This window comes from Hydrogenophaga sp. UC242_50 (genome assembly GCF_042697355.1).
Classification (GTDB): Bacteria; Pseudomonadota; Gammaproteobacteria; order Burkholderiales; family Burkholderiaceae_C; genus Hydrogenophaga.
In genome coordinates, this window is record NZ_CP170553.1 from 2184350 (window position 1) to 2210321 (window position 25972).

The window sequence follows — 25972 nt, forward strand, 5'->3', positions numbered from 1 at the left end:
AATCAGCAATTCCCGTGCCCCAGGCCCGGCGTGGCATGAAAGCTGCGAAATCCCGGTGTGAACCCCGCCGTGCCCCCACCGCCTTCCCCGCCCGCCAGCGCCCCGCCGCCGGCCGGGCAGGACGCGCCGCAGCGCATCATCAAGGTGCGCCGCGACTACAACAGCTGGGTCGGCAGCGAGACCATGGAGGACTACGCGCTGCGCTACACGCCGCAGCGTTTCCGCAAATGGAGCGAGTGGCGGGTGGCGCAACACCGCGTTCGGTGCCGCCTCCTTCCTGATCCTCGAGGCCGTGGGTGCCACGCTGCTGGTGCAGTACGGCTTCGTCAACGCCGCGCTGGCCATCCTCTGCACCGGCCTCATCATCTTCCTGGGCGGCCTGCCCATCAGCGTCTACGCCGCGCGCCATGGGGTGGACATGGACCTGCTCACGCGCGGCGCGGGCTTCGGCTACATCGGCTCGACCATCACCTCGCTGATCTACGCGTCCTTCACCTTCATCTTCTTCGCGCTCGAAGCGGCGGTGATGGCCTACGCGCTCGAACTCGCGCTCGACATCCCGCCCGCCTGGGGCTACCTGATCTGCGCGCTGGTGGTCATCCCCCTCGTGACGCACGGCGTCTCGGTCATCAGCCGCTTCCAGGTCTGGACCCAGCCGCTGTGGGTCGTGATGATGGTGGTGCCTTTTGGGGCGGTGGCCTGGATGGCGCCCGAGACCTTCACCAACGTGGTGCGGTACGGGGGCGAATCTGGTGCGGGCGCGGTGTTCGACTGGCACCTGTTTGGTGCGGCGCTCACGGTGGGCATCGCGCTCATCACGCAGATGGGCGAGCAGGCCGACTACCTGCGCTTCATGCCCGCGAAGGAGCCCGGCCACGCGCTGCGCTGGTGGCTGGGCGTGCTCGCCGGGGGGCCCGGCTGGGTGGTGCTGGGCGTGGTCAAGATGCTGGGCGGCGCGCTGCTGGCCTACTTGGCCATCAGCCACATGGTGCCGCCCGAGCGCGCGGTGGACCCCAACCAGATGTACCTCGCGGCCTACGAGTTCGTGTTCGCCGACTACGGCTGGGCGGTGGCGGCCACGGCGCTGTTCGTGGTGGTCTCGCAGCTCAAGATCAACGTCACCAACGCCTACGCGGGCTCGCTGGCTTGGAGCAATTTTTTCTCGCGCATCACGCACAGCCACCCGGGCCGCGTGGTGTGGGTGGTGTTCAACACGCTGATCGCCTTCATGCTGATGGAGATGAACGTGTTCCAGGCGCTGGGCGAGGTGCTGGGCCTGTACTCCAACATCGCCATCGCCTGGATCATGGCGGTGGTCGCCGATCTCGTGATCAACAAGCCGCTGGGCTGGTCGCCCAAGGGCATCGAGTTCAAGCGCGCCTACCTGTACGACATCAACCCTGTCGGCGTGGGCGCCATGGGCCTGGCCTCGGCGCTGTCCATCGTGGCCCACATGGGCCTGCTGGGGCCAACGGCGCAGGCGTTCTCGGCGGTGATCGCGATGGTGACGGCGCTCATCACCGCACCGGTGATCGCGTGGTTGACCCAGGGGCGTTACTACATCGCCAGAAGCGGTGGAGAGGTGCCGCCAGGCGCACCGCGGATCTGGCTCCGCCAGGCCGCCAGTGCGGCCCCCCTTCAGGGGGGTGACGCCGCAGGCGGCGCGGGGGGTGTTGTCCAAACCTGTGTGATCTGTGAACGCGAGTACGAAGCGCCGGACATGGCGCACTGTCCTGCGTACCAGGGCCACATCTGTTCGCTGTGCTGCACGCTCGACGCGCGCTGCGGCGACCTCTGCAAGCCGCACGCGCGCCTCTCCGAGCAGTGGATGGGCGCCCTGCGCCGCGTGCTGCCGCGCCGCGTGTGGCCTTACCTGGAAGCGGGCCTGGCGCACTACCTGCTGCTCATGATGATCGTGGCGCCGGTGCTCGCGGCCGTGCTGGGCCTGCTCTACCGGCAGGAGGTGGAAGGCCTGGCCCAGGGCCTGGGCGTGGCGGCCAACACCTCGCTGCTCGACGCCGCGCTGCGCTCGGGCTTCGTGCGCGTGTACGCGGTGCTGCTGCTCATCGCCGCCACCGTGGCCTGGTGGCTGGTGCTCGCGCACAAGAGCCGTGAGGTGGCGCAGGAAGAATCCAACCGGCAGACGCGCCTGCTGATGCAGGAGATCGAGTCGCACCAGCGCACCGACGAGGCGCTGCAGCAGGCGCGCCGCGCGGCCGAGCAGGCCAACCAGGCCAAGACGCGCTACATCTCCACCATCAGCCACGAGCTGCGCACGCCGCTCAACAGCATCCTGGGTTACGCGCAGCTGCTGCAGGAGGACACCGGCGTGGCGCCGCACCGCGCGCAGGCCATCCGCGTGATCCACCGCGGCGGCGAGCACCTGCTCTCGCTGATCGAAGGCACGCTGGACATCGCGCGCATCGAGTCCGGCAAGCTCGCGCTCGACGTGCGGCCCATGGCGTTTGCCGACGCCATGCGCGAGGTCGCCAGCATGTTCGAGCTGCAGGCGGCGGCCAAGGGCCTGCGCTTCTCGTTCGACACCGGCAGCCGCCTGCCCGACACCGTGCGCGCCGACGAGAAGCGCCTGCGCCAGATCCTCATCAACCTGCTGGGCAACGCGGTGAAGTTCACCCGCAGCGGCGAGGTGCGGCTGCGGGTCGCGCACGCGCGCGAGATGGCGCAGTTCGAGGTGCACGACACCGGGCCCGGCATGAACCCGCAGGACCTGGACCGCGTGTTCGAGCCCTTCGCGCGCGGGCAGGGCGAGGCGGCCGCCCACGGCGCGGCCACCGGCACCGGCCTGGGCCTGACCATCGCCAAGATGCTCGCCGACCTCATGGGCGGCGAGATGACGGTGCGCAGCACCCCGGGCCAGGGCTCGGTGTTCACCGTGCGCCTGTTCCTGCCCGAGCTGCACGGCGTGCAGCTGCCCGCGCCCACCGCGGTGCCGCAACACGCCGGCTACCAGGGCGCGCGCCGCCGCGTGCTGGTGGTGGACAACGAAGAGGCGGACCGCGAACTGCTCGCGCGCTGGCTCGCGCCCCTGGGTTTCGAGGTGATGCTCGCCACCAGCGGCCACGACGCACTGGCCCTGCTCGACGGCCTGCAGCCCGGCGAGCCCGGCGCGCCGCACGCGGTCTTCATGGACCTGGCGATGCCCGGCATCGACGGCTGGGAGACGCTGCGCCGCCTGCGCGCGCGCGGCTGGGGTGCGGTGCCGATGGCCATCGTCTCGGCCAACGCCTTCGACAAGGGACTGGAGAACGACCTCGGCCACCGCCCGCAGGACTTCTTCGTCAAGCCGGTGCGGCGCGAGGACCTGCTGGGCTGGCTCGGCCAGCGCCTGTCGCTGGCCTGGATCACCGAAGCCTCGCCCGAGCGCGCCGGGGCGCCGGTGGCCGCCGCGGCGCCCGCGACGAGGGACGAACTCGAACCCCTGCTGGAACTGGTGCGCCTGGGCTACTACAAGGGCATCGTGCAATGGCTGGACGAGTGGGTGCAGCGCCGCCCCGAGCAGGCCGCGTTCGCGCAGGGCCTGCGCACGCTGGCGCGCGAATTCCGTTTTGAAACCATCGAACAGCAACTGCTGCAACACCATGTCGCACCCGGTTGAAACCCTGGCGCCATCGACCGCGCGGCCGCTCACGGACGCGCTGGTGGTGCTCATCGTCGACGACGTGCCCGACAACGTGGCGCCCCTGCACGACGCGCTGGACGAGGCGGGCTACACCGTGCTCGTGGCGCTGGATGGCGAAAGCGCCATCCGCCGCGCCACCCAGGCCCTGCCCGACGTGGTGCTGCTCGACGCCGTGATGCCCGGGCTGGACGGCTTCGAGGTCGCGCGCCGGCTCAAGGCGCAGCCGGCCACGGCGCACATCCCCATCATTTTCATGACGGGCCTGACCGACACCGAGCACCTGGTGGCCGCGCTCGACGCGGGCGGCGCCGACTACGTGACCAAACCGATCAAGCCGCGCGAGGTGATGGCGCGCATGGGCGTGCACCTGCGCAGCGCGCGCCACGCGCGCCAGGGCGCGGTGGAGCGCAGCCAGGCGCGCAACGCGCTCGACGCCTTCGGCTACGCCACCATCACCGTGCGCGAGCGCGACGGCCGCCTGATGTGGCAGACGCCGCTGGCGCGCGACCTGCTGCGCCACCACTGCGGCACCGAGGCGCCGACCACGCCACCGGCCGTGCTGCAGTGGCTGCGCCGCCACCTCGGCGAGGCGCTGGCGCAGCGCGAGCCGCCGCGCCTCACGCTGGAGAACGGCCCGCGCCGCCTCACCTTCCGCCTGCACCAGTGCGTGGGCGATGAGGTCAACGGCGAGGGCGGCGACTGGCTCATCGTGATGCAGGAAACCTCGGACGCCAGCGTGCTCTCCGGCCTGGCCGCCGCCTTCGGCCTCACCGCGCGCGAGGCCGAGGTGCTGTACTGGGTGGTCAAGGGCAAGATCAACCGCGACATCGGCGACATCCTGGGTGCCAGCCCGGCCACGGTGAAGAAACACCTGGAGCGCATACACGCCAAGCTGGGGGTGGAGACGCGCACGGCCGCCGCCGCCATGGCGATCAACCGCGTGCCGCAATTGCAACCCCAACACGGCGGCTGAGCCCGCCCGCTGGTTCGGCGCAGAATGGCGCCACGGCGTCCCTTCCTTCCCGATGCGACTGCGAACCAAGATCCTCCTGCTGGCCATCCTGCCGCTGCTGGCCTCGCTCGTGCTCATCGCGCTGGCCGTGCAGCACCAGGAGCGCGATCTGGCCAGGCGCGAATACGCCCTGGTGGAGCGCACCTACCTGGAGGCGCGGCGCGCCGAGCTGCGCAACTACGTGGCCCTGGCGGCCAGCACCGTGCAGCCGCTGTACGACCGGGGCGGCAACGAGGCGGCGGACCGCGAGCAGGCGCTGCGCCTGCTGGCCTCGCTGGACTACGGCCGCGACGGTTATTTCTTCGTCTACGACCTGCAGGGCCGCGTGCTCATGCACTCGCGCCAGCCCGAGCTGGTGGGGCAGAACCTGTGGGAGCTGCGCGACCCGCAGGGCCGGCCCACCATCCAGCGCCTGATCGCCCAGGCGCGCGCCGGTGGCGGCTTCGTGGACTACCTGTGGCGCCAGCCTTCCAGCGGGCAGGACACGCCCAAGCTCGGTTATGTGATCGCCTACGAGCGCTGGGGCTGGATGCTGGGCACCGGCCTGTACCTGGACGGCATCCAGGCCACGCTCACGCGCATCGAGGGCGAGGCCAACCGCAACATCGCCACCACGCTGCTGTGGATCGCCGGCATCGCGGTGTTCGGCATCGCGCTCATCAGCGCCAGCGGCCTGGCGCTGAACCTGAGCGAGCACCGCGTGGCCGAGAACAAGCTGCGCCTGCTGGCGCGGCAGGTGCAGCAGTCGCAGGAGGACGAACGCGCCCACCTCGCGCGCGAGTTGCACGACGGCATCAGCCAGACCCTGGTGTCCACCAAGCTGCTGGTGGAAGCCGGGGCCGGCACGCGCGATCCCGCGCCATTGGCCAAGGCGCTGCAGGGGCTCAACCACACCCTGGTGGAGGTGCGCCGCCTCTCGCACCGCCTGCGCCCGGCGCTGCTCGACACCCTGGGCCTGCCCGCCGCGCTGCAGCACCTGGGCCAGGAGTTCGAGGACGCCAGCGGCTTGCCGGTGGCGGTGCGCATCGAAGGCGCCGAGCGCGAACTGCCCGACGAGGTGAAGACCGCGCTCTTCCGCGTGGCGCAGGAGAGCCTGACCAACGTCGCCAAACACGCGCAGGCCAGGCAGGTGGAGCTGGTGCTGGCCTTCGGACCGGGCGGCACCGTGCGCATGAGCGTCACCGACGACGGCCGGGGCTTCGACAGCGCGGCCGTGCACCTGCACCCCGAGCGAGGCATTGGCTTGCGCAACATGCGCGAGCGCCTGGCCGCGATCGGCGGGCGGCTGAGCATCCAGGCCGAGCCCGGCCACGGCACCCAGATAGAAGCATCGACATGAACGACACCATCCGCATCCTTCTGGTCGACGACCACCCCATGGTGCGCGAGGGCCTGCGCGCGCGCCTCTCGAGCGTGGCGCAACTGGTGGTGGTGGGCGAGGCCGGCCATGCCGCCGAGGCCATGCGCCTGCTCGACGGCCTGGCGGTGGACGTGGTGCTGCAGGACGTGGGCCTGAAGGACGGCAACGGCATCGACCTGGCGCAGGCCATGCTGGCGCGTTGGCCCGGCCTGCGCGTGCTGATGTTCAGCATGTACGACAACCCCGAGTACGTGCAGCGCGCGCTGCAGGCCGGCGCGCGGGGTTACGTGCTCAAGGACGCGCCGGCCGGCGAAATCGTGGCCGCCATCGAGGCCGTGGTGGCCGGTGGCACCTTTCTCAGCCCCGGGGTCTCGAGCCGGCTGTTCCGCCAGCCCGCGCCGCGCCCGCTGCTCACGCCGCGCGAGAGCCAGATCCTGAGCGCGCTGGGCCGGGGCGAGTCGAGCAAACAGATCGCCAAGGCGCTGGACCTGAGCGTGCGCACGGTGGAAACGCACCGCCAGAGCATCAAGCGCAAGCTGGGCCTGGAGGGCCAGGCGGAACTGATCAAGTACGCCGTCGAGCACGCCCGCGAAATCCCCTGATACGGGTTTCCACCTAAGTGGTGCCACGCGGTCCGGCGCGCGGTGCAACGGATGTGCGCGTGCGCCCGGTTGCCGATACTGCCCGTCGCACGGCGGCCCGAATCGGCGAGGTCGCGGCACAAGAGGAGACAAGCATGTCTGGACTGGGTCGCCACCTGGGGTGGTTTTTCGTGGCCGTGCTGGGCGCTTTCGCGCTCGCGGCCGTGGCGCTGGGACGGGGTGAAGCCGTCAGCGCCCTCTGGGTGGTGGTCGCTTCGGTCTGCGTCTACCTGATCGCCTACCGCTACTACAGCCTGTTTCTGGCCACCAAGGTGCTCGGCCTGGACGCCACGCGCATGACGCCAGCCTGGCGCCACAACGATGGCCTGGACTACGTGCCCACGCACAAGTACGTGCTGTACGGCCACCACTTCGCCGCCATCGCCGGCGCCGGCCCGCTGGTGGGCCCGGTGCTGGCCGCGCAGATGGGCTACCTGCCCGGCCTGCTGTGGATCCTGGCCGGCGTGGTCTTCGCCGGCGCGGTGCAGGACTTCATCGTGCTGTTCATCTCCACGCGCCGCGACGGCCGCTCGCTGGGCGACCTGATCAAGCAGGAAATGGGCACCGTGCCGGGCCTGATCGCGCTGTTCGGCGCCTTCATGATCATGATCATCATCCTCGCGGTGCTGGCGCTGATCGTGGTGAAGGCCCTGGCCGAATCGCCCTGGGGCACCTTCACCGTGGCGGCCACCATTCCGGTGGCGCTGTTCATGGGCGTGTACCTGCGCTTCATCCGGCCCGGTCGCATCGGCGAAGTCTCCATCATCGGCTTCGTGCTGCTGATGCTGGCCATCGTGGGCGGCCAGTGGGTGCACGAGAGCCCGACCTGGGCGCCGCTGTTCACCTACGACGGCAAGGCCCTGACCTGGATGCTGATCGGCTACGGCTTCGTCGCCGCTTCCATTCCCGTGTGGCTGCTGCTGGCGCCGCGCGACTACCTCTCCACCTTCCTCAAGATCGGCACCATCGTCGCGCTGGCCATCGGCATCGTCGTCGTCGCGCCGCCGCTGCAGATGCCGGCGGTCACGCAGTTCGCGGCCGGCGACGGCCCGGTCTGGTCGGGCAACCTGTTCCCCTTCCTGTTCATCACCATCGCCTGCGGCGCGGTCTCGGGCTTCCACGCGCTGATCTCCTCGGGCACCACGCCCAAGATGCTGGACAACGAAGTCAACGCGCGCTTCATCGGCTACGGCGGCATGCTGGCCGAATCCTTCGTCGCCGTGATGGCGCTGGTGGCAGCCTCGTGCATCGAGCCCGGCATCTACTTCGCGATGAACAGCCCGGCCGCCCTGGTGGGCAGCACGCCCGAAGCGGTGGCGCAGACGCTCTCCACCTGGGGCTTCGTGATCACGCCCGAGATGCTGGTGCAGACCGCCAAGGACGTGGGTGAGAACACCATCCTGGCGCGCGCCGGTGGCGCGCCCACGCTGGCCGTGGGCATGGCGCACATCCTGCACCAGGTGGTGGGCGGCCAGACCATGATGGCTTTCTGGTACCACTTCGCCATCCTGTTCGAAGCCCTGTTCATCCTGACCGCCGTGGACGCCGGCACGCGCGCCGGCCGCTTCATGCTGCAGGACCTGATGGGCAGCTTCGTGCCCGCGCTCAAGCGCACCGACTCGCTGCCCGCCAACCTGATCGCCACCGGCCTGTGCGTGGCGGCCTGGGGCTACTTCCTGTACCAGGGCGTGGTCGATCCGCTGGGCGGCATCAACACGCTGTGGCCGCTGTTCGGCATCGCCAACCAGATGCTCGCCGCCGTGGCGCTGATGTTGGGCACCGTGGTGCTGTTCAAGATGAAGAAGGACCGCTACGCCTGGGTCACCATCGTGCCGGCGATCGTGCTGCTGGTCTGCACGCTCACCGCGGGCTGGCTCAAGATCTTCTCGGCCGACGTGAAGGTGGGCTTCCTCTCCAACGCCAGCCGCTACGCCGAGGCGCTGCAGAACGGCGTGCTGCTGGCGCCGGCCAAGACGCCCGAGGCCATGTCGCGCATCGTCTTCAACAACCGCCTGGACGCCGTGTTGTGCGCGCTGTTCATGTTCGTGGTGCTCAGCGTGCTGTTCTACAGCGTGAAGAGCGTGCTCAAGGCCCGCGCCGAGCGCAAGCCGAGCGTGGCCGAAACCCCCTACGAAGCGCTGCCGGCCGGCGCCAGCGTTGGTGGCTGATCCCTCCGCCACCGGCGCGGGCGGCCTGCTCGACGACCTCGGGCGGGCCGGGCGCTACCTCACGCAGAGCTTGCGCCTCATGGTCGGTGTGCCGGACTACGGCAGCTACGTGAAGCACATGCGGGCCACGCACCCGGACCAGGAGCCGATGAACTACGAGGCGTTCTTCCGCGAACGCCAGGCCGCGCGCTACGGCTCCGCCACCGGGCGCTGCTGCTGACATCGGCGCCAGCGGCGTACGCCACGTGGCGTACATACGCCATCCAGGGTCTTCCCTAGCATCCAGTTGTCCGTCGAGCACCGCCTGAAGAAGGCGGGCCGGCGGCGCCCAACACCCCTTCCAAGGGACCCCTGGAACACTGGAGAAGCGCCATGTCGAAGACCCCCCAAAACGCCCGCCGATTCACCCTCAAGACCCTGGCCGCCGCGGCCACAGTCGCCACGCTCGGCTTCACCGGTCTGAGCGCCCACGCCCAGGAGACCATCAAGGTCGGCGTGCTGCACAGCCTCTCGGGCACCATGCCATTTCGGAAACCGTGCTCAAGGACACGGTGCTGATGGCCATCGACGAGATCAACGCCAAGGGCGGCGTGCTCGGCAAGAAGCTCGAACCCGTGGTGGTGGACCCGGCCTCCAACTGGCCGCTGTTCGCCGAGAAGACCAAGCAGCTGCTCACGCAGGACAAGGTCGCCGTGATCTTCGGCTGCTGGACTTCGGTGTCGCGCAAGTCGGTGCTGCCGGTGGTGGAAGAGGCCAACGGCCTGCTGTTCTACCCGGTGCAGTACGAAGGCGAAGAGCTGAGCAAGAACGTGTTCTACACCGGTGCCGCGCCCAACCAGCAGGCCATTCCCGCCGTGGAATACCTGATGAGCAAGGACGGCGGCTCGGCCAAGCGCTGGGTGCTGCTGGGCACCGACTATGTGTACCCGCGCACCACCAACAAGATCCTGCGCGCTTTCCTCAAGAGCAAGGGGGTGGCCGATGCCGACATCATGGAGGAGTACACCCCCTTCGGCCATTCGGACTACCAGACCATCATCGCCAACATCAAGAAGTTCGCGTCCGCCGGCAAGAAGACGGCCGTGGTCTCCACCATCAACGGCGACTCCAACGTGCCGTTCTACAAGGAACTGGGCAACGCCGGCCTCTCGGCGAAGGACGTGCCGGTGGTGGCCTTCTCGGTGGGTGAGGAAGAGCTGCGCGGCGTGGACACCAAGCCGCTGGTCGGCCACCTGGCCGCCTGGAACTACTTCATGAGCATCAAGAGCCCGGCCAACACCGAGTTCGTGAAGAAGTGGAGCGCCTACGCCAAGGCGAAGAACATCCCCGGCCACAAGGACAAGCCTCTGACCAACGACCCCATGGAAGCGACCTACATCGGCATCAACATGTGGGCCCAGGCCGTGGCCAAGGCCAAGTCCACCGACACCGACAAGGTCATCGCCGCCATGGCCGGCCAGACCTTCAAGGCGCCGGGTGGCTTCACCAGCACCATGGACAAGGAAAACCACCACCTGCACAAGCCGGTGTTCATCGGCGAGGTGAAGGCCGACGGCCAGTTCAACGTGGTGTGGAAGACGCCGGGCCCGGTGGTCGCCGATCCGTGGAGCGACTACATCGCCGAGAACAAGGGCAAGAAGAACGTGCCGGACAAGAAGTAACACCCCCCTGCGCCGCTGACGCGGCTTCCCCCCTCTCTGGCGCGCCTTCGGCGCTGGGAGGGGGGACGGCATCTTGGGCCGGCGGAGCCGGACCCTCGATGCCCCTGGTTCTGGCGTGTTGGCGCGCCATCGGATCCTGCTTTTGGGGATGGATATGAAGTTTCAATGGCTCCGCTGGTTGGGGCTCGCGGTGTGGTTGTCATTGAGTGTTTCGCATGCGCTCACCCCGGCCGACGCGCTCGCGCTGGTGGACGGCGACACCGACACCCGCATCGACACGCTCAACCGCCTGGCCGCCGAGCCGGACGAACGTGCCACCGCACTGATCAAGGCCATGGCCGACGAGGCCGTGCGCGTGCAGGGCGAGCGGGTGCTCATCGCCGAAGGCGAGGGCGCCATCGACGCCGTGACCGGCGAGAAACTCGCGGCGCTGCCCGAGGACGCCGGCGACATCATGGTCAACAACCGCCTGCGCAGCGCGATGGAGAACGCGCTGGCCGGCATGGAGCTGGTGGGCGCGCCGCCCGAGCGCCAGCGCGAAGCGGCGAGCACCCTGCAGCGCACCGCCTTCGAAGAGCCCGACACCAGCCAGCTCGCCTTGATCGACAAGGCCCTGGCCGGTGACCTGGACCCGCGCGCGCGCCAGAGCCTGGCGCTCGCGCGCGCCGCCGTGCTGCTGGCCAGCGAGGACCCGGCGCAGCGCCTCTCGGCCGCGCGGAAACTCGGCGAGGCCCAACAACCCATCGTGCGCCCGCTGCTGACGGCGCAGATGGAAAAGGAAGAAGACGCCCAGGTCAAGGCGGCGCTGAAGGAATCCCTCTCCAGCCTGGACACCACGCTGGCCATCGGCAGCGCGCTGGGCCAGGCCTTCACCGGCATCAGCCTGGGCAGCATCCTGCTGCTGGCCGCGCTGGGGCTGGCGATCACCTACGGCCTCATGGGCGTGATCAACATGGCGCACGGCGAGCTGATCATGATCGGCGCCTACGCCACCTGGCTGGTGCAGAGCTTCTTCCGGGCCTCGTTGCCCGAGTACTTCGACTGGTACCTGCTGGTCGCCCTGCCGGTGGCCTTCCTGGCCTCGGGCCTGGTCGGCGCGGCGATGGAGCGCACGGTGATCCGCTTCCTCTACGGCCGGCCGCTCGAGACGCTGCTGCGCACCTGGGGCATCAGCCTGGTGCTGATGCAGGCCGTGCGCAGCCTGTTCGGCGCGCAGAACGTGGGCGTGGAAAACCCCTCGTGGATGAGTGGTGGCATCACCCTGCTGGGCAACCTCAACCTGCCCTGGAACCGCATCATCATCATCGGCTTCGCGCTCGCGGTGCTGCTGGGCGTCACGCTGCTGATCGGCAAGACGCGCCTGGGCCTGTTCGTGCGCGGCGTCACGCAGAACCGCCCCATCGCCTCGTGCATGGGCGTGAACACCGCGCGCATCGACACCTACGCCTTCGCGCTGGGCTCGGGCATCGCCGGCCTGGCCGGCTGCGCGCTGAGCCAGATCGGCAACGTGGGCCCCGACCTCGGGCAGAACTACATCGTGGACTCGTTCATGGTGGTGGTGCTCGGTGGCGTGGGCCAGCTCGCGGGCACGGTGTACGCCGCGCTCGGCCTGGGCATGCTGAACAAGTTCATCGAAGGCTGGGCCGGCGCCGTGCTCGCCAAGATCGCGGTGCTGGTCTTCATCATCGTGTTCATTCAAAAGAGACCTCAGGGCATCTTCGCCATGAAAGGGAGGGAGGCATGAGCGCCCCCGTCGTCCTGCCCTCGCACGGCCCGCTGCTCACGCGCGCCGGCTGGAGCGCCTTCGTGGTCGCGCTGCTGGTGGTCTGCGCCGTGGCGCCGCTGCTCAACCTGTTCGTGCCCGAGGGCAGCGCCTTCCACCTGAGCGACTACATGGTCGGCCTGCTGGGCAAGATCATGTGCTACGCCATCTGTGCGCTGGCCATGGACCTGATCTGGGGCTACACCGGCATCCTGAGCCTGGGCCACGGCCTGTTCTTCGCGCTCGGCGGTTACGTGATGGGCATGTACCTCATGCGCCAGATCGGCACCGACGGCAACTACAAGAGCGAGCTGCCCGATTTCATGGTGTTCCTGGACTGGAAGGAGCTGCCCTGGCACTGGGCGCTGTCCGACAGCTTCATCGCCACGCTGTTGCTGATCGTGCTGGTGCCGGGTCTGATGGCCTTCGTGTTCGGCTACTTCGCGTTCCGCTCGCGCATCAAGGGCGTGTACTTCTCCATCATCACGCAGGCGCTCACCTTCGCCGCGCTGCTGCTGTTCTTCCGCAACGAGACCGGCTTCGGCGGCAACAACGGCTTCACGGACTTCAAGCGCATCCTCGATCTGCCGCTGGCGCACGCAGAACATGCGCATGGCGCTGTTCGTGCTCACCGGCCTCACGCTGCTGGGCTTCTACCTGTTCGCGCGCTGGCTGGTGAAGAGCAAGTTCGGCCGCGTGCTGCAGGCGGTGCGCGACGCCGAGAGCCGCGTGATGTTCTGCGGCTACAACCCGCTGCCCTACAAGCTCACCATCTGGACCATCTCGGCCGTGATGTGCGGCGTGGCCGGCGCGCTCTACGTGCCGCAGGTCGGCATCATCAACCCGGGCGAGATGAGCACGGCCAACAGCATCGAGATCGCGATCTGGGCCGCGGTGGGCGGCCGCGCCACGCTGATCGGCCCCATCCTCGGCGCCTTCATCGTCAACGGCGCCAAGAGCTGGCTCACCGTGACCTTTCCCGAGTACTGGCTGTACGTGTTGGGCGCGCTGTTCATCGTCGTCACGCTCTACCTGCCGCAGGGCGTGGTGGGCCTGGTGAAGAGACTGCGCCCGGCCAAGAAGGGAGGCCCGGCATGACGCCCGACCTGATGGAAGAGGGCGCGAAGCGCGCCGAACGCGTGGCCGCGCTCGCCCTGGGCGGCGCCACCGAATCCGGCGGCCGCCAGGCCGGTTTCTCGCGCCCGCTGGTGCGCGGCGAGGTGGACACCACGCACGGCCGCATCCTGTACCTGGAAGACGTGCACGTGAGCTTCGACGGCTTCAAGGCCATCAACGGCCTGAGCCTGGACATCGCGCCCGGCGAGCTGCGCTGCATCATCGGCCCCAACGGCGCGGGCAAGACCACGATGATGGACATCATCACCGGCAAGACCCGGCCCGACGCGGGCCAGGTCTTCTTCGGCAGCACGATCGACCTGCTGCGTTACCGCGAGGCCGAGATCGCCGCCATGGGCATCGGGCGCAAGTTCCAGAAGCCCACGGTGTTCGAGCACCTCAGCGTGTTCGAGAACCTGGAGCTGGCGCTGCGCCACGGACAAGCGGGTGCGCCATTCCATGCTGTTTGTGCTCACCGGCGAGGAGAAGGACCGGCTGGGGGAGGTGCTGCACACGATCCACCTGGCCGACAGCGCTTCGCGCCTGGCCGGCAACCTGAGCCACGGGCAGAAGCAGTGGCTGGAGATCGGCATGCTGCTGATGCAGGACCCCAAGCTGCTGCTGCTGGACGAGCCGGTGGCGGGCATGACGGATGAGGAAACGGAGCGCACGGCGCAGCTGTTTCTGTCTCTCAAGGGCAAACATTCGCTGATGGTGGTGGAGCACGACATGAGCTTCATCCGCACGATCTCGGAGAAGGTGACGGTGTTGTGCGATGGGTCTGTGCTGGCCGAAGGCACGCTGGATCAGGTGCAGGCGGATGAGCGGGTGATCGAGGTTTATCTTGGGCGCTGATTGGGTTTCTTCTTCGGTTGGTTTTTGCTTTCGTGGCTGGCCGGGTCTCGCCCCGGCGGGCGACTCACTTTCTTTTGCTTCGCCAAAAGAAAGTAAGCAAAGAAAAGGCGACCCCGCCGGCCGTGTCCCTCCGCTTCGCTCCGGGCAACCTGCGGTGCTCGCGATGGGCGGGGTCTGCGCAAACTCGCTTCGCTCAAACATGCGCAGCCCTTTTTCCGCCCATCGCTCCGCTCCTCGGCACGGCCAGAGGGGAGCAGACGGGAGCGGGATCGGACTCCCCTTCAACGCCACCGCCGCTTCGCCTGAGGGGAAGTCCGATCCCGCCTGTGCCGTGTGGCCGGGCCGAGCAGCGCAAGGGCGCGGGGGAAAAAGAAGTTCGCATGTTCGAAGGCCGCGAAGCGGACAAGTTTGCGAACTTCCCCCGTGACCTGAGCAGCGCAGGGGACCCCGAAGGGGCCCGGACTTCGGCTCGCCTTTTCTTTGCTTACTTTCTTTTGGCGAAGCAAAAGAAAGTAAGGCGCCTGCCGGGGCGCGACCCGGCCTGCCACGAAAGAAAAAACGCAGAAGGAACACCAAAATGCTGAACGTCAAAGATGTCAACCAGTACTACGGCGGCAGCCACATCCTGCGCAACGTCAGCCTGCAAGCCGAACTCGGCAAGGTCACCGTGGTGCTGGGGCGCAACGGCGTGGGCAAGACCACACTGCTCAAGTCGCTGATGGGCCTGGTGCCGATCAAGAGCGGCAGCATCGAACTCGACGGTGTGCCGATCCACAAGGCCACGCCCTACGAGCGCGCGCGCCTGGGCGTGGGTTTCGTGCCGCAGGGCCGCGAGATCTTCGGCCGCCTCACGGTGCACGAGAACCTGCTCATGGGCCTGGCGACGAAGAAGGGCAGCACGCCCATCCCGGCCGAGCTGTTCGAGTTGTTCCCGGTGCTCAAGCAGATGCTGGGCCGCCGGGGCGGTGACCTCTCGGGTGGTCAGCAGCAGCAGCTCGCGATCGCGCGGGCATTGGCCGCCGGCCCCAAGCTGCTGATCCTGGACGAGCCCACCGAAGGCATCCAGCCCAACATCATCAAGGACATCGGCAAGGTGATCCGCATGCTGGCGGACCGGGGCAACATGGCCATCGTGCTGGTGGAGCAGTACTACGACTTCGCCGAGGCCCTGGCCGACCACTACCTCGTGATGGAGCGCGGCGAGGTGATCGCCAGCGGGCCGGGCAGCGAGATGCAGGCCAAGGGCATCCGGCAGCTGGTGGCGATCTGAGCCGCAAGGTCAGGGTGGGTGGAAGGATTTGCCGAAAAGGGGGATGATCCGTCCACGCCCCCCGGACAGTGAGGCGGAGGGCGCGGGAACACCGTTTGCCCGCCCAGGCGCATCACTCACTGCGAGAGGACCGCCATGCACACCCCGCACACCCAGCCCGCCCCCGACCAGGCCCTGGCCGAGCATCCGAAGGACTACTCGGATCCGGAATTGAGGGTCTACACCGACGAGGAGGCCGAGGACATCTTCGACTCCGTCGTGCACTACATGCCCCTCATGCTGCCCGCCATGGGCGTGCTGCAGATCTTCATGCTGGCCTTCATCGCCGTCTACATGGCGTGATGAAGGCCCGCCGCGCGTTCAGTCGGCCGTGATCTTGCGGTCGCGGATGATCGCGCCGAAGCGCTGCGAGTCGTCCATGCCGCGCTTGCCGAATTCGGCGGGCGTGAGCGGCAGGGCTTCGCCACCCAGCGCGGTGATGCGTTCCTTCACGCTGGCGGTGGCCAGGATCTTGTTGACCTCGGTGTTGATGCGTGTGATCACGGCCGGCGGCGTGCCGGCCGGGGCGTAGAAGCCGAACACGGTGTCGGCGTCGAAGCCCCTGAGGCCGGCTTCGTCCAGCGTGGGCACGTCGGGGAACAGCGGCGAGCGCTTGAGGCTGCCCACGGCGAGCAGCTTGGTGCGCCCGGCCTTGGCGTGGGCCAGGCCGATGCCGGGGTCGAAGTAGTAGTCGATCTGCCCGCCCATCAGGTCGTTGAGCGCGGGCGCGGCGCCCCGGTAGGGCACGTGCACGGTGAACATGCCGGTCTGGGCCTTGAGCATCTCGCCCGCGAGGTGGGGCGAGCTGCCGTTGCCGGCCGAGCCGTAGCTCATGCGGCCAGGGTTGGCCTTGGCCAGTGCGCACCAGTTCCTGCACGTTCTTCACCTCCAGCGTGGGCCGCGCCATCAGGTAGACCAGCACGCGCGCCGCGGAAGCCACCGGGGTGAGGTCTTTCACCGGGTCGAAGCTCATGCGCGAGAGGTGCGGGTTGACCGAGACCATGCCGCCCGAACTCAGCAGCAGGGTGTAGCCGTCGGCGGGCGATTTCGCCACCGCCTCGCCCGCGATGTTGCCGTTGGCACCGGCCCGGTTCTCCACGATCACCGGCTGGCCCAGCGCGGTGGCGCAGCGGCGTGGACACCAGGCGCGCGATCTGATCGGCCGCGCCACCGGGCGGGAAACCCACGATGACCTTGAGCGGCTTGTCCGGGAAGGCCTGCGCGAGCGCGCCCGTCACGGTGCCCAGGGTGAGCAGGGCGGTGGCCGCCGCGCGGCGCCAGGGCAGCGAAGACAGGGGGGTGGGGTGGTGCTTCATGCGGGTCTCCTTTGTTGTGAAAAACGGAAAGTCAGGGCGTCGAGGCCGGTTTGGCCTTGAGCCGGGGATTGTGCTGCCAGCGGATCGGCTGTGCCTTGACGGGGCGCGCGGGCGCGCCGTGTTGCCGCAGCGCCTGGTCCAGCGCCTTGCCGGCCTCGTCGCTCAGCGCGGCGTTGCGCGCGGCGGCCACGGCCTGGCCGCGCTGGGTGGCGCTGGCCGGGTCGGCCAGCGCGGGCAGGGCGAGGTGGTCGATGATGTGCAGCAGGTTGTCCTTGCCGCGCTCGTTGGTGCTGCCGTAGCCCTTGATGAGGCGGCCGCACAGCGCCACCTCGTGCGCGAGCGGGGCGTGCATGGCGGCAAGCTGCACCACGGCGTCGACCCAGCGGTCGATCAGCGCCTGCTCGGTGTGGAAGCGGCTGCCCAGCGGGCGCAGGCGCTTGCACGCGGCCAGGCCGCGCAGCGCGAGCATGCCCAGCACCGAGTGCGTGCCGATCTTCAGCGGCAGCGCCCAGGGCGCCTGGCCGGCGGCCACGCGCCGGCGGTCCCAGGCCAGCACGCGCCGCGCCAGGCCCTCGGGCAGCATCGCGGCGAACTCGGGCGCGCCGGGCTTGAAGTGGTCGTACACGCGCAGCAGGTCGTCCTGGCCGGCCTTGGCCTCGCCGCGCACGCGCGCCTGGCGGCTCGCGCGGCTCTTGAGGTCGGCCACCAGCACGATGTCGTCGAACGCCATCCACAGCGCGACCCAGCGCGCCATCTCCACCGTGGTGCGGTGGCCGTGCAGGTTCTTCGGGTCGCCGAGCGTCTCGGCGGCCAGCACGCGGCGCAGGCGCTGGGCATAACGCTCGCCGTAGGCCGCGTTCTGGTACTCGCAGACGCGCGCATGGCCCAGGGCCATGATGCCGTGCGCCTCCAGCGGGAATTCGCGGCGCAGCGCCTCGGGCAGGGCGGCCTGCGGCGGCGCGGGCGCGGCGGCGCCTTCGGTCGCCAGCACCTGTTCCACGTAGGCGGCCTGGGTGCGCTGCGCGTTCACCGCGTCGAAGGCGAGCGCGAAGCCGCGCAGGCTGGCCTTGGCGCCGCCGCCGCTCTCGGCGATCACCGCCTCGTAGTCGCGCCGTGCGAAGGGCAGCAGGCCGCTGCCCGCGATCGCGCCCAGCATCACCGCGCTGACCACGGTGCCGGCCTGTCTGGTGAGCGCGGCCATGTCGAGCACGTGGCGCGCGAGGCTGTGCTTGTTCACCAGAGCCAGCAGTTCGGCGTTGTCGCGCCGGCCGTCGCCCATCACCATCTTCTCGCCCGTGGTCAGGGCGCGCGCGGACGAGCTGATCACCAGCGTGTGCGTGCTGGAGGCCAGGCCGTTGGTGATCTGGCGGCCGGTTTCGAGCAGCTCGGAGGACACCAGCGCGTCGAGCCGGCCGGGCAGGGGGTTGAGGCCGAACACCGGCCGGCGCCCGCCCAGGTCGGCCGTGGGCACCGGGAAGACCTCCAGGTAGTAGGTGGTGGCGCCGGTGCGCTGCGCCACGCCGGGGATGGAGGTGGCCTGCGCCGGGTAGCCCGCGTGGCGCGCGGTGTCCACCAGCCAGTCGGTGAGGATGCCGCCGCCCTCGCCACCGAGGGCGCAGAGCAGCAGGGAGATGGGTTGTTGGGACGTAGGCATGTTCAGGCCGGTTGGAGCAGACGCACGACGCTGCCGCGCAGGGAATGGATCAGGCGCTCGTGCCAGCGCGGGTTCTGGATCACCTCGGCGCGGTAGAAGGACGGGCACAGCGTCGCCGCGTGCGCGTTGGCGCCGCACAGGCCGCAGCCCACGCAACCGTCGATGACGGTGCGCACCGGGTCCACCTTGAGCGGGTCGGGGTTGTCCTTGAGCGTGAGCGTGGGGCAGCCCGAGAGGCGGATGCAGGCGTGGTCGCCGTTGCACACGTCCTCGTCCACGCCGTACTTCACGCGCACCACGCGCCGGCCCTTCTTGAGCAGGCTGGCGATCCAGGGCTTGATGCGGCGCTGGCGCTCCAGCTGGCATTCGCCCTCGGCCACGATCACCTTCAGGCCCTGGAACTCGGTGGTGAAGGCCTCGGTGAGCGTGGCGCGCACCGTGTCCACCTCGTAGGTGTGCACGGTGCGCATCCATTGCACGCCCAGGCCCTTGAGCGTGGTCTCGATGGTCTGGTTGGTGTGGGCCAGGCTTTGCAGCTTGTCGGCGGCGGCTTCCTTGGCCTCGTCGCCGGGGGTCGAGATGATGTCCTGCGTGCCGGTGGCCGAGGTGTAGCCGTTCTTGAAGATCAGCAGCACCGCGTCGTCGCCGTTGAACAGGGCCGACTGCACGCCGGTGAGCAGGCCGTTGTGCCAGAAGCCGCCGTCGCCCATGACGGAGAGCACGCGCCGCTTCATCACCGGCGACACGCCGGCGCGGCTGGCCAGGCTCATGCCGTAGCCCAGGATGGAGTGGCCGAACGAGAAGGGCTCGAAGGTGCGCCAGCGCGTGGCAGCCGATGTCGCCTGCGATGTGCACCGGCCCCACGTCCTGCTGCGCGAGCTTGAGGGCCGAGAACACCGGCCGCTCGGGGCAGCCCACGCACATGCCGGGCGGGCGCGCGGGCAGCGGCGCCTGCAGCTGCTGCGCGGCTTCCTGGCGGCGCGTCTGGTTGCCCTGCAGCCAGGCGCGCGCGGCGTCGGTCACGGCCTGGGTGGCCGGGTCCTGCAGGTAGCGCCCGATGAAGTGCGCCAGGCCGTTGGCCATGACTTCGGCGGTGTACTCGCCCGCGTTGGGCAGCATGTCCTTGCCGTGCAGAGGCGTCTGGATGTCGCCGCGCCGCAGCAGGGTGGCGAGCTCCTGTTCGATGTACTCGGGCTGGCCCTCTTCCAGCATCAGCACCGCGCGCTTGCCGACGCAGAAGTCGGTGAGCTGCTGCGGCACCAGCGGGCAGGTGACGTTGAGCACCAGCATGGGGATGGCGCTGCGCCCGAAGGCATCGGCCAGGCCGAACTGCTGCAGCGCGCGGATCAGGGTGTTGTACAGGCCGCCCTGCACGATCAGGCCCAGGTCCTGGTGCGCGCCGTCGAAGTGCTCGTTCAGACCGTGCTCGACGATGTAGCGCCGCGCGGCCGGAATGCGCTCGTCGCTCTTGAGCTTCTCGTGGCGGAAGGTCACGGGCGGGTGGGCCAGGCGGTTGTAGTCGAAGCTCGCCGGCTCCTCGATCAGGTTGTGGCGCGAGAGCGCGGGCTTGACGTTGTCCTTGGCCGTGAAGCTGCCGCGCACGTGGCAGGCGCGGATGCGCAGCTCCATCAGCGCCGGCATGTTCGAGGCCTCGGACAGGCGGAAACCCTGCTCGACCATGTGCACCATGCGCTCCAGGTCGGGCCGCGGGTCCAGCAGCACCATGCTCGACTTGAGCGCGTAGGCGTGCGTGCGCTCCTGGATCACGCTGGCGCCTTCGCCGTAGTCCTCGCCCACCACCACCAGCACGCCGCCGGTGACGCCGGGCGAGGCCAGGTTGGAGAGCGCGTCGGCCGCCACGTTGGTGCCCACGATGGACTTCCAGGTGACCGCGCCGCGCAGCGGGTAGTGGATGGACGCGCCCAGCATGGCCGCGGCCGAGGCCTCGTTGGAGCAGGCTTCCACGTGCACGCCGAGCTCGTCCATGTAGGGCTTGGCCTGCACCATCACGTCGAGCAGGTGCGAGACCGGCGCGCCCTGGTAGCCGCCCACGTAGGCCACGCCGGACTGCAGCAAGGCCTTGGTGATGGCGAGGATGCCTTCGCCGTGGAAGGTCTGGCCGTCCCCCAGGCGCAGCGATTCGATTTCCTGGCTGAATGAAACTTCCACGGTGCGGGCTCTCCAGGGTCAGCGGAACAGGGTGTCGACGAAGGCGGCACCGATGCCGACCTTCTCGTAATGGGCGCGGCACAGGGCGATGTACTGGTGCACGTCGAAGTAGCCGTTCGACTCGCCCTGATCGTCCAGCCAGATCAGCGGGCCTTCGACGATGAAGAACACCTTCATCGGGTCTTTGTGCTCGTAGGCCACCAGCGTGTGGCCCTCGCCCGGGGTCTCGTAGACGAAGTCGCCCGCGGTCGCGGTCCATTCGTGCTCAAGATAACCCCATTTGCCGGAAATCGTATAGGCGAAAACCTGATGCGGGTGGTAGTGGCGGTTGACCAGGCCGGCCTTCCTGGCCATCAGGATGTCGCACCACTTGTTCTGGCTCGGCGAGATCCACAGCGGGCGCGAGGACACGGTCTCGGTGAAGGGCACGTAGAGGCGCTCGTCCTCGGTCGGCGCGTTGGGGATGTAGACCTCGGGCAGGGCATCGGGCTGGAAGACCTTCTCGATCGGCTTGAGGTCTTTCCAGAATTCATGGGTGGCGAGTTCGGGCATGGTGTGGGGTCCTTTCGTTTTGCATGGGGTCAGATGTGCATGCCGCCGTCGGCCATGAACACGCCGCCGGTGGAGAAACTGCTGCCAGCCGAGGCCAGGAACACCACCATGCGCGCGATTTCCTCGGGCTGGGCGTGGCGGTGCAGCGGGATGGCCTCGTTGAGCATCTGCGTGGCGTCGCGCCCCACCACGTCGCTCAGGCGGCGCTCGATGTCGTTCTGGAAGCCGTTGGTCGTGGGGCCGGGCGCGATGGCGTTGACGCGGATGCCGCGCGGCGCCACTTCCTTGGCGGCCACGCGCATCAGGCCGATCAGCGCGTGCTTGGAGGTGGCGTAGGCGCTCACGCCGGGGTCGGCGGTGACGCCCATCACGCTGGAGGTGATCAGCACGCTGCCGCCGTCGCGCATCAGGGGCAGGCCGTGCTTGAGCGCCAGGAAAGTGCCGCGCACGTTGACCGCCATCACGGTGTCGAACACGTCCTCGGGGTAGGCGGTGATGGGCACGATCTCGCCGTTGAGGCCGGCGTTGCAGAACAGGAAATCGATCGCGCCCGCGCGCGCCACGGCCTGCGCCAGGTAGTCCTGCGTCTGGCGGCTGTCGCTCACGTCGGCGGCGCTGGTGCCCACGCGCTCGCCGTGGCCTTCGGCCGCGAGCGCCTGGCGCGCGGCTTCCAGCAGGGCCGGGTCGCGGTCCACCAGGTGCACCGAGGCGCCGCGCGCGAGCAGCTGGCGGGCGGCGGCCAGGCCGATGCTGCCGGCACCGCCGGTGAGCACGCAATGTTGTCCTTCAAAGTCCGACACGGGGGTCCTTTCTGTCCGGGGTTCGGGGGTTGTCATGGCATGGGTCCCCACCAGGCCTCGGCCGTGGGGGCGAGCAGCGATTTGGGGATGCAGCCGTGGATGCCCTTGACACCGTCCACGAGCTGGGTGACCTCGAAGTCCACCACCAGGCTGGCCAGCGCGTAGGCCTCGCCCGTGTCCACGCCCGCGAAGGCCTGCAGCACCTCGACCGCGCGCCGCACCGCGTCGGCGGCGGCGGTGTCGAGGTCTTCGTTGAGGCCCATCACGATGTAGTGGCTGGGCGTCTCGGCCATGGGCCAGGCGAGCGCGCGGCGGGGATGCAGCACGAACTCCAGCCGGGTGGTCATGGAGGTTTCCAGCGCGGTCAGGTTGACCTCGCCGTTGCCCTGCGCGCCGTGGCCGTCGCCGGTGAAGAAGAGCGCGCCCGGCACCTGCACCGGCAGGTACAGGCGCGCGCCGGGCACCAGGTGCTTGAGGTCGATGTTGCCGCCGAAGCGCCCCGGCGGGATCGACGACACGCGCGAGGTGGGCGCCACCGCCAGGATGCCCATGAAGGGCCGCAGCGGGATGTCCAGGCCCTCTCGGAAGCGGGCGGTGCGGCGCGCCATGTCGATCGGCAGCACCTGGGTGCGTGGTTCGGGCAGCAGATCGGGCAGGCTGCCGGCGCCGGGTCGCGTGAAGTTGACGCCGTAGTGCGGTGCGCGCGGCTCGACTTCGTGGATGCGCACCTCCAGCACGTCGCCCGGTTCGGCGCCTTCGATGTGGATGGGGCCGGTGAGCACGTGCGGGCCCACGCCCTTGGGCACGGTTTTCACGATGTCGCAGATGTCCCGCGCGGCGTCGGTGAGTTCGAGCCGGTGCCGCTCGAAGAAGGCCTCGGGCGCGTCGGGCGGCACGCACAGCGCGTTGACGGTGTCGATGTCCACCGTGGTGCCCGAGGCGATGCGCAGCACCGGCGGCACGTCGGGGGCAAGGAAACCCCAGACCACGGTCTCGGGGCGCGAGCGCAGGTGCGGTGTGGCGCTCATGCGGTGGCTCCAGCGGCCGCGCCACCCAGGTAGGCGCGCTGCACGGCCGGGTCCTGCGCGAGGTCCTGCGCCGAGCCCTGGCCGACGATGCGGCCGTTCTCCAGCAGGTAGCCCCGGTCGGCGATGCGCAGGCTGCGGCGGGCGTTCTGCTCCACCAGCAGCACGCTCACGCCCAGGGTGCGGATCTGCGCCAGCGCACGGAACAGCTCGCCCGTCATGATGGGCGAGAGCCCGAGCGAGGGCTCGTCGAGCAGCAGCACGCGCGGCTGCGACATCAGCGCGCGGCCGATGGCCACCATCTGCTGTTCACCACCGCTCATGGTCTGCGCCATCTGGCCCATGCGCTGTTCCAGTTTGGGGAAGATGGACAGCACGCGCTGCAGCTGCTCCTTCTCGCCGGCGCGCGCGCGCTTCGCGTGGGCGCCGAGCTGCAGGTTTTCGCGCACGCTCAGCTCGCCGAAGATGCCCCGGCCCTCGGGCACCAGGGCGATGCCGGCTTCCACCACCGCGTGGGCGGGCAGGGCCAGCAGGTCCTGGCCGTCGAGCGCGATGCGGCTGCCCGGCAGGGAGGGAATGAGGCGCGCGATGCACTTGAGCAGGGTGGACTTGCCGGCGCCGTTGGCGCCCAGCATCACCACCACCTCGCCCGCGCCGATGCGCAGGTCCACCCCCTGCAGCGCCACGTGGTGGCCGTAGCTCGCGCTGACCTGGCTGACTTCAAGCATCGTCGTCTCCCAGGTAGGCGCGCACCACGGCCGGTTCGGCCAGCGCGGCGGCCGGCGGGCCGTCGGCGATGCGGCTGCCCGCGTTCATGATCACGCAGCGGTCGCACAGCGCGCGGATCGCCTCCATCACGTGTTCGACCATCAGCATGGTGATGCCTTCCTCGCGCAGCGAGCGCAACAGGGCGATGCCGTCCACCAGCTCGGACGGGTTCAGCCCGGACAGCCATTCGTCCAGCAGCAGCAGGCGCGGTTGCAGCGCGAGCGCGCGCGCCAGCTCCAGCCGCTTCTGGTTGATGTAGGTGAGTTCGCTGGCGGTGGTGTGGGCGAAGTCCGCCATGCCCACGCGCTCCAGCAGCTTCAGGGCCTGCGCGCGCGAGGCGCGCTGCGGCAGGTTCTGCGTGCCGAAGGCCAGGCCGGCCTGCACGTTCTCCACGCAGTCCATCGAGCCCAGCACGCGCACCAGCTGGAAGGTGCGGGCCACGCCGGCGCGCGCCACGCGGAAGGCCGGCAATCCCGTCAGTTCCTGGCCGTGCAGGGTCACCGAGCCCGCCGTGGGCGGCAGCGCGCCCGAGATCAGGTTGATCACCGTGGTCTTGCCCGAGCCGTTGGGCCCGAGCAGGCCGACGATCTCGCCCTGGGCCACCGAGAAGTCCACGCCATTGACCGCGACCAGGCCGCCGAAGCGCTTGACCAGGCCGTTCACCTGCAACAGGGGGGTGCTCATGCCTTGCCTCCCTGCAGACGGTCCATCAGGCCCACGATGCCGCGCGGCGCGAGGTACACGATGACGAGGAAGGTGCAGCCCAGCAGGATGCTGAAGTAGTTCGGGAAGTTGGCCGAGAGGAACTCGAACAGCAGCACCAGCGGGATCACGCCGAGCACCGGGCCGTGCAGGCGCGCGGCACCACCGAGCAGGGCCATGATCAGCACCTGGAACGAGACCACCGGGTTGAAGGCGATCGTCGGGTCGATGTAGGTCCAGCGCGGCGCCACGATGGCGCCGGCCAGGACCATGAACATGGCGCTGATGCCGAACACCAGCAGCTTGGCGAAGGTGGTGTGCACGCCGCAGTGGCGCGCGACCATCTCGTCGTCGCCGATCATGCGCAGCGCCAGGCCCACGCGCGAGCGCTTCACCAGCCAGCCCGCGAGGTAGACCAGCGCGGCCAGCGCGGTGAGCTGCCAGACGATGTGCTTCTGCTCGATGTCCAGGAACAGGTAGCGCCCGACCGAGCCCGAGTGGTTGGCCTCGTACCAGGTCACGACCTGGCGGATCAGCTCGGCCAGGCCGAAGGTGAAGATCACGAAGTACACGCCGCGCAGCCGCAGCGTGCGCAGGCCCACCAGCAGCGCCACCGCCAGCGCGGCGAGCGCGGCCGTGGCCAGCACCGCCGGCCAGGGCCAGGCCTCGCCGAACACCGCGGCCACGTACACGCCCAGGCCGAAGAAGGCCACCGTGGCCAGCGAGACATAACCCGTGGGCCCCGAGAACAGGGCCCAGGCCGTGGCCAGCACGGTGAAGATCAGCAGGTTGATCGCCATCGACATGGCGTAACCGCTGCCAAAGAAGGGCAGCAGCGCGCAGGCCGCCAGCCCCGCCACGCCGAGCGTGACGAACACGATGTCGCCGCGCTTCATGCCCCGGCCTTTCCGAACATGCCCGTGGGGCGGATGATGAGGACCAGCAGGAACAGGCCGAAGGTGACCGCGAGCGTGAGGCCGGGCGCCACGAAGGTGCGCAACCAGGCTTTCGGTCAGGCCCAGCAGCAGGCCCGCCACCAGGCAGCCCATGAGGTTGCCCACGCCGCCCATGATCACGACGATGAGGGCCTTCATGGTGAAGACCACGCCCATGGACGCGTTGATGGTGAAGAACATGCTGACCAGCGTGCCGCTGGCGGCCACCAGGCCACCCCCCAGCGCGAACGCGAAGGCGGCGGCCTTGCGCACGTCGATCGCGACCAGCTGCGCCGAGGTGGGCGAGACCGCGACCGCGCGCAGCGCCGTGCCCCGGCGCGTGTGGTGCAGCACGAGGTAGAGGCCGACGCCGATCACCACCGCGAAGCCCAGGGCCAGCAGCCGATTGGCCTTGAGCGGCGAGCCCAGCAGCGTGATCACCTGGCCCAGGTAGTCGTAGTTGTAGTAGTTGCCGCCGAAGATCACCAGCACGATGCCTTCGATGACGAACAGCAGGCCGAAGGTCG

Annotated in this window: 16 protein-coding genes and 6 pseudogenes; 12 read left to right on the forward strand and 10 right to left on the reverse strand. The window is 69.3% G+C overall.

The genetic code is table 11. From position 1 onward, the window contains the following. Positions 1–69 precede the first annotated feature (69 nt). From ACFJGX_RS11210 to ACFJGX_RS11265, 12 genes and pseudogenes are all read left to right on the forward strand, one after another. Positions 70–3616, forward strand: a pseudogene (locus tag ACFJGX_RS11210) (ATP-binding protein). Beyond that, positions 3600–4613: a response regulator gene (locus tag ACFJGX_RS11215; protein WP_382321301.1), complete on the forward strand. Its 1014-nt coding sequence runs from the start codon at positions 3600–3602 to the stop codon at positions 4611–4613. Before ACFJGX_RS11210 ends, ACFJGX_RS11215 begins: the two are co-directional and overlap by 17 nt. Positions 4614–4665: 52 nt before the next feature. Beyond that, complete coding sequence (locus tag ACFJGX_RS11220; protein WP_382328388.1) at positions 4666–5991, forward strand: cache domain-containing protein; 1326 nt, start codon at positions 4666–4668, stop codon at positions 5989–5991. Next, positions 5988–6614 (forward strand): response regulator, encoded by a 627-nt coding sequence (locus ACFJGX_RS11225; RefSeq protein ID WP_382321299.1) that lies wholly within the window; start codon positions 5988–5990, stop codon positions 6612–6614. The genes ACFJGX_RS11220 and ACFJGX_RS11225 overlap by 4 nt, the downstream gene beginning before the upstream one ends. A 134-nt stretch (positions 6615–6748) precedes the next feature. Further along, on the forward strand, positions 6749–8821 hold the full coding sequence (locus ACFJGX_RS11230; RefSeq protein WP_382321297.1) for a carbon starvation CstA family protein: 2073 nt from the start codon (positions 6749–6751) through the stop codon (positions 8819–8821). 25 nt (positions 8822–8846) lie between these two features. Then, complete coding sequence (locus ACFJGX_RS11235) at positions 8847–9041, forward strand: YbdD/YjiX family protein (RefSeq protein WP_382163902.1); 195 nt, start codon at positions 8847–8849, stop codon at positions 9039–9041. A gap of 152 nt (positions 9042–9193) precedes the next feature. After that, positions 9194–10482 (forward strand): annotated as a pseudogene (urtA, locus tag ACFJGX_RS11240) (urea ABC transporter substrate-binding protein). Between the two features lie 154 nt (positions 10483–10636). Next, entirely contained in the window at positions 10637–12226 is a 1590-nt protein-coding gene (gene urtB / locus ACFJGX_RS11245; RefSeq protein ID WP_382321295.1) for an urea ABC transporter permease subunit UrtB, read from the forward strand. Next, a pseudogene (gene urtC / locus ACFJGX_RS11250) lies at positions 12223–13342 on the forward strand (urea ABC transporter permease subunit UrtC). The gene urtB and the pseudogene urtC overlap by 4 nt, the downstream one beginning before the upstream one ends. Further along, positions 13339–14215: pseudogene (gene urtD, locus ACFJGX_RS11255) on the forward strand (urea ABC transporter ATP-binding protein UrtD). The pseudogenes urtC and urtD overlap by 4 nt, the downstream one beginning before the upstream one ends. Before the next feature lie 577 nt (positions 14216–14792). Beyond that, positions 14793–15485, forward strand: a complete 693-nt coding sequence (gene urtE / locus ACFJGX_RS11260; RefSeq protein WP_382328390.1) for an urea ABC transporter ATP-binding subunit UrtE — start codon at positions 14793–14795, stop codon at positions 15483–15485. Between the two features lie 135 nt (positions 15486–15620). After that, positions 15621–15827 carry a hypothetical protein gene (locus tag ACFJGX_RS11265; protein ID WP_291121965.1) on the forward strand — a complete coding sequence of 69 codons (207 nt, stop codon included), beginning with the start codon at positions 15621–15623 and terminating at the stop codon, positions 15825–15827. Positions 15828–15845: 18 nt separating this feature from the next. Here ACFJGX_RS11265 and ACFJGX_RS11270 read toward each other — a convergent pair whose 3' ends face one another. The 10 genes and pseudogenes from ACFJGX_RS11270 to ACFJGX_RS11315 form a co-directional block, all read right to left on the reverse strand. Further along, positions 15846–16358 carry a tripartite tricarboxylate transporter substrate-binding protein gene (locus tag ACFJGX_RS11270; protein ID WP_382328392.1) on the reverse strand — a complete coding sequence of 171 codons (513 nt, stop codon included), beginning with the start codon at positions 16356–16358 and terminating at the stop codon, positions 15846–15848. 76 nt (positions 16359–16434) lie between these two features. After that, positions 16435–16695: pseudogene (locus tag ACFJGX_RS11275) on the reverse strand (tripartite tricarboxylate transporter substrate-binding protein); the annotation flags it as partial. A gap of 176 nt (positions 16696–16871) precedes the next feature. Next, positions 16872–18494 (reverse strand): indolepyruvate oxidoreductase subunit beta family protein, encoded by a 1623-nt coding sequence (locus ACFJGX_RS11280; RefSeq protein ID WP_382321286.1) that lies wholly within the window; start codon positions 18492–18494, stop codon positions 16872–16874. 2 nt (positions 18495–18496) lie between these two features. Continuing rightward, positions 18497–20663 (reverse strand): annotated as a pseudogene (locus ACFJGX_RS11285) (thiamine pyrophosphate-dependent enzyme). Between the two features lie 18 nt (positions 20664–20681). Then, a complete protein-coding gene (locus ACFJGX_RS11290; RefSeq protein WP_382155761.1) occupies positions 20682–21215 on the reverse strand; it encodes a 2,4'-dihydroxyacetophenone dioxygenase family protein in 534 nt (177 codons plus the stop codon). A gap of 29 nt (positions 21216–21244) precedes the next feature. After that, positions 21245–22015 carry an SDR family NAD(P)-dependent oxidoreductase gene (locus ACFJGX_RS11295; RefSeq protein WP_382321283.1) on the reverse strand — a complete coding sequence of 257 codons (771 nt, stop codon included), beginning with the start codon at positions 22013–22015 and terminating at the stop codon, positions 21245–21247. Positions 22016–22047: 32 nt separating this feature from the next. Beyond that, positions 22048–23043: an acetamidase/formamidase family protein gene (locus tag ACFJGX_RS11300; protein ID WP_382321281.1), complete on the reverse strand. Its 996-nt coding sequence runs from the start codon at positions 23041–23043 to the stop codon at positions 22048–22050. Then, complete coding sequence (locus ACFJGX_RS11305) at positions 23040–23768, reverse strand: ABC transporter ATP-binding protein (RefSeq protein WP_382321279.1); 729 nt, start codon at positions 23766–23768, stop codon at positions 23040–23042. Before ACFJGX_RS11305 ends, ACFJGX_RS11300 begins: the two co-directional genes overlap by 4 nt. Then, positions 23761–24492, reverse strand: a complete 732-nt coding sequence (locus tag ACFJGX_RS11310) for an ABC transporter ATP-binding protein (RefSeq protein ID WP_382321276.1) — start codon at positions 24490–24492, stop codon at positions 23761–23763. The genes ACFJGX_RS11305 and ACFJGX_RS11310 overlap by 8 nt, the downstream gene beginning before the upstream one ends. Then, positions 24489–25937 (reverse strand): ABC transporter permease, encoded by a 1449-nt coding sequence (locus ACFJGX_RS11315; RefSeq protein ID WP_382328394.1) that lies wholly within the window; start codon positions 25935–25937, stop codon positions 24489–24491. Before ACFJGX_RS11315 ends, ACFJGX_RS11310 begins: the two co-directional genes overlap by 4 nt. Positions 25938–25972 lie beyond the last annotated feature (35 nt).

What these genes read in the sequence shown, in the direction of transcription:
- ACFJGX_RS11230 (WP_382321297.1), top strand. Translation starts at nt 6,749, where the DNA reads ATGTCTGGACTGGGTCGCCACCTGGGGTGGTTTTTCGTGGCCGTGCTG.
- ACFJGX_RS11305 (WP_382321279.1), bottom strand. Translation starts at nt 23,768, where the DNA reads ATGCTTGAAGTCAGCCAGGTCAGCGCGAGCTACGGCCACCACGTGGCG.
- ACFJGX_RS11220 (WP_382328388.1), top strand. Translation starts at nt 4,666, where the DNA reads ATGCGACTGCGAACCAAGATCCTCCTGCTGGCCATCCTGCCGCTGCTG.
- ACFJGX_RS11290 (WP_382155761.1), bottom strand. Translation starts at nt 21,215, where the DNA reads ATGCCCGAACTCGCCACCCATGAATTCTGGAAAGACCTCAAGCCGATC.
- ACFJGX_RS11215 (WP_382321301.1), top strand. Translation starts at nt 3,600, where the DNA reads ATGTCGCACCCGGTTGAAACCCTGGCGCCATCGACCGCGCGGCCGCTC.
- urtE (WP_382328390.1), top strand. Translation starts at nt 14,793, where the DNA reads ATGCTGAACGTCAAAGATGTCAACCAGTACTACGGCGGCAGCCACATC.
- ACFJGX_RS11300 (WP_382321281.1), bottom strand. Translation starts at nt 23,043, where the DNA reads ATGAGCGCCACACCGCACCTGCGCTCGCGCCCCGAGACCGTGGTCTGG.
- ACFJGX_RS11265 (WP_291121965.1), top strand. Translation starts at nt 15,621, where the DNA reads ATGCACACCCCGCACACCCAGCCCGCCCCCGACCAGGCCCTGGCCGAG.
- ACFJGX_RS11310 (WP_382321276.1), bottom strand. Translation starts at nt 24,492, where the DNA reads ATGAGCACCCCCCTGTTGCAGGTGAACGGCCTGGTCAAGCGCTTCGGC.
- ACFJGX_RS11270 (WP_382328392.1), bottom strand. Translation starts at nt 16,358, where the DNA reads ATGAGCTACGGCTCGGCCGGCAACGGCAGCTCGCCCCACCTCGCGGGC.
- ACFJGX_RS11225 (WP_382321299.1), top strand. Translation starts at nt 5,988, where the DNA reads ATGAACGACACCATCCGCATCCTTCTGGTCGACGACCACCCCATGGTG.
- ACFJGX_RS11280 (WP_382321286.1), bottom strand. Translation starts at nt 18,494, where the DNA reads ATGCCTACGTCCCAACAACCCATCTCCCTGCTGCTCTGCGCCCTCGGT.
- urtB (WP_382321295.1), top strand. Translation starts at nt 10,637, where the DNA reads ATGAAGTTTCAATGGCTCCGCTGGTTGGGGCTCGCGGTGTGGTTGTCA.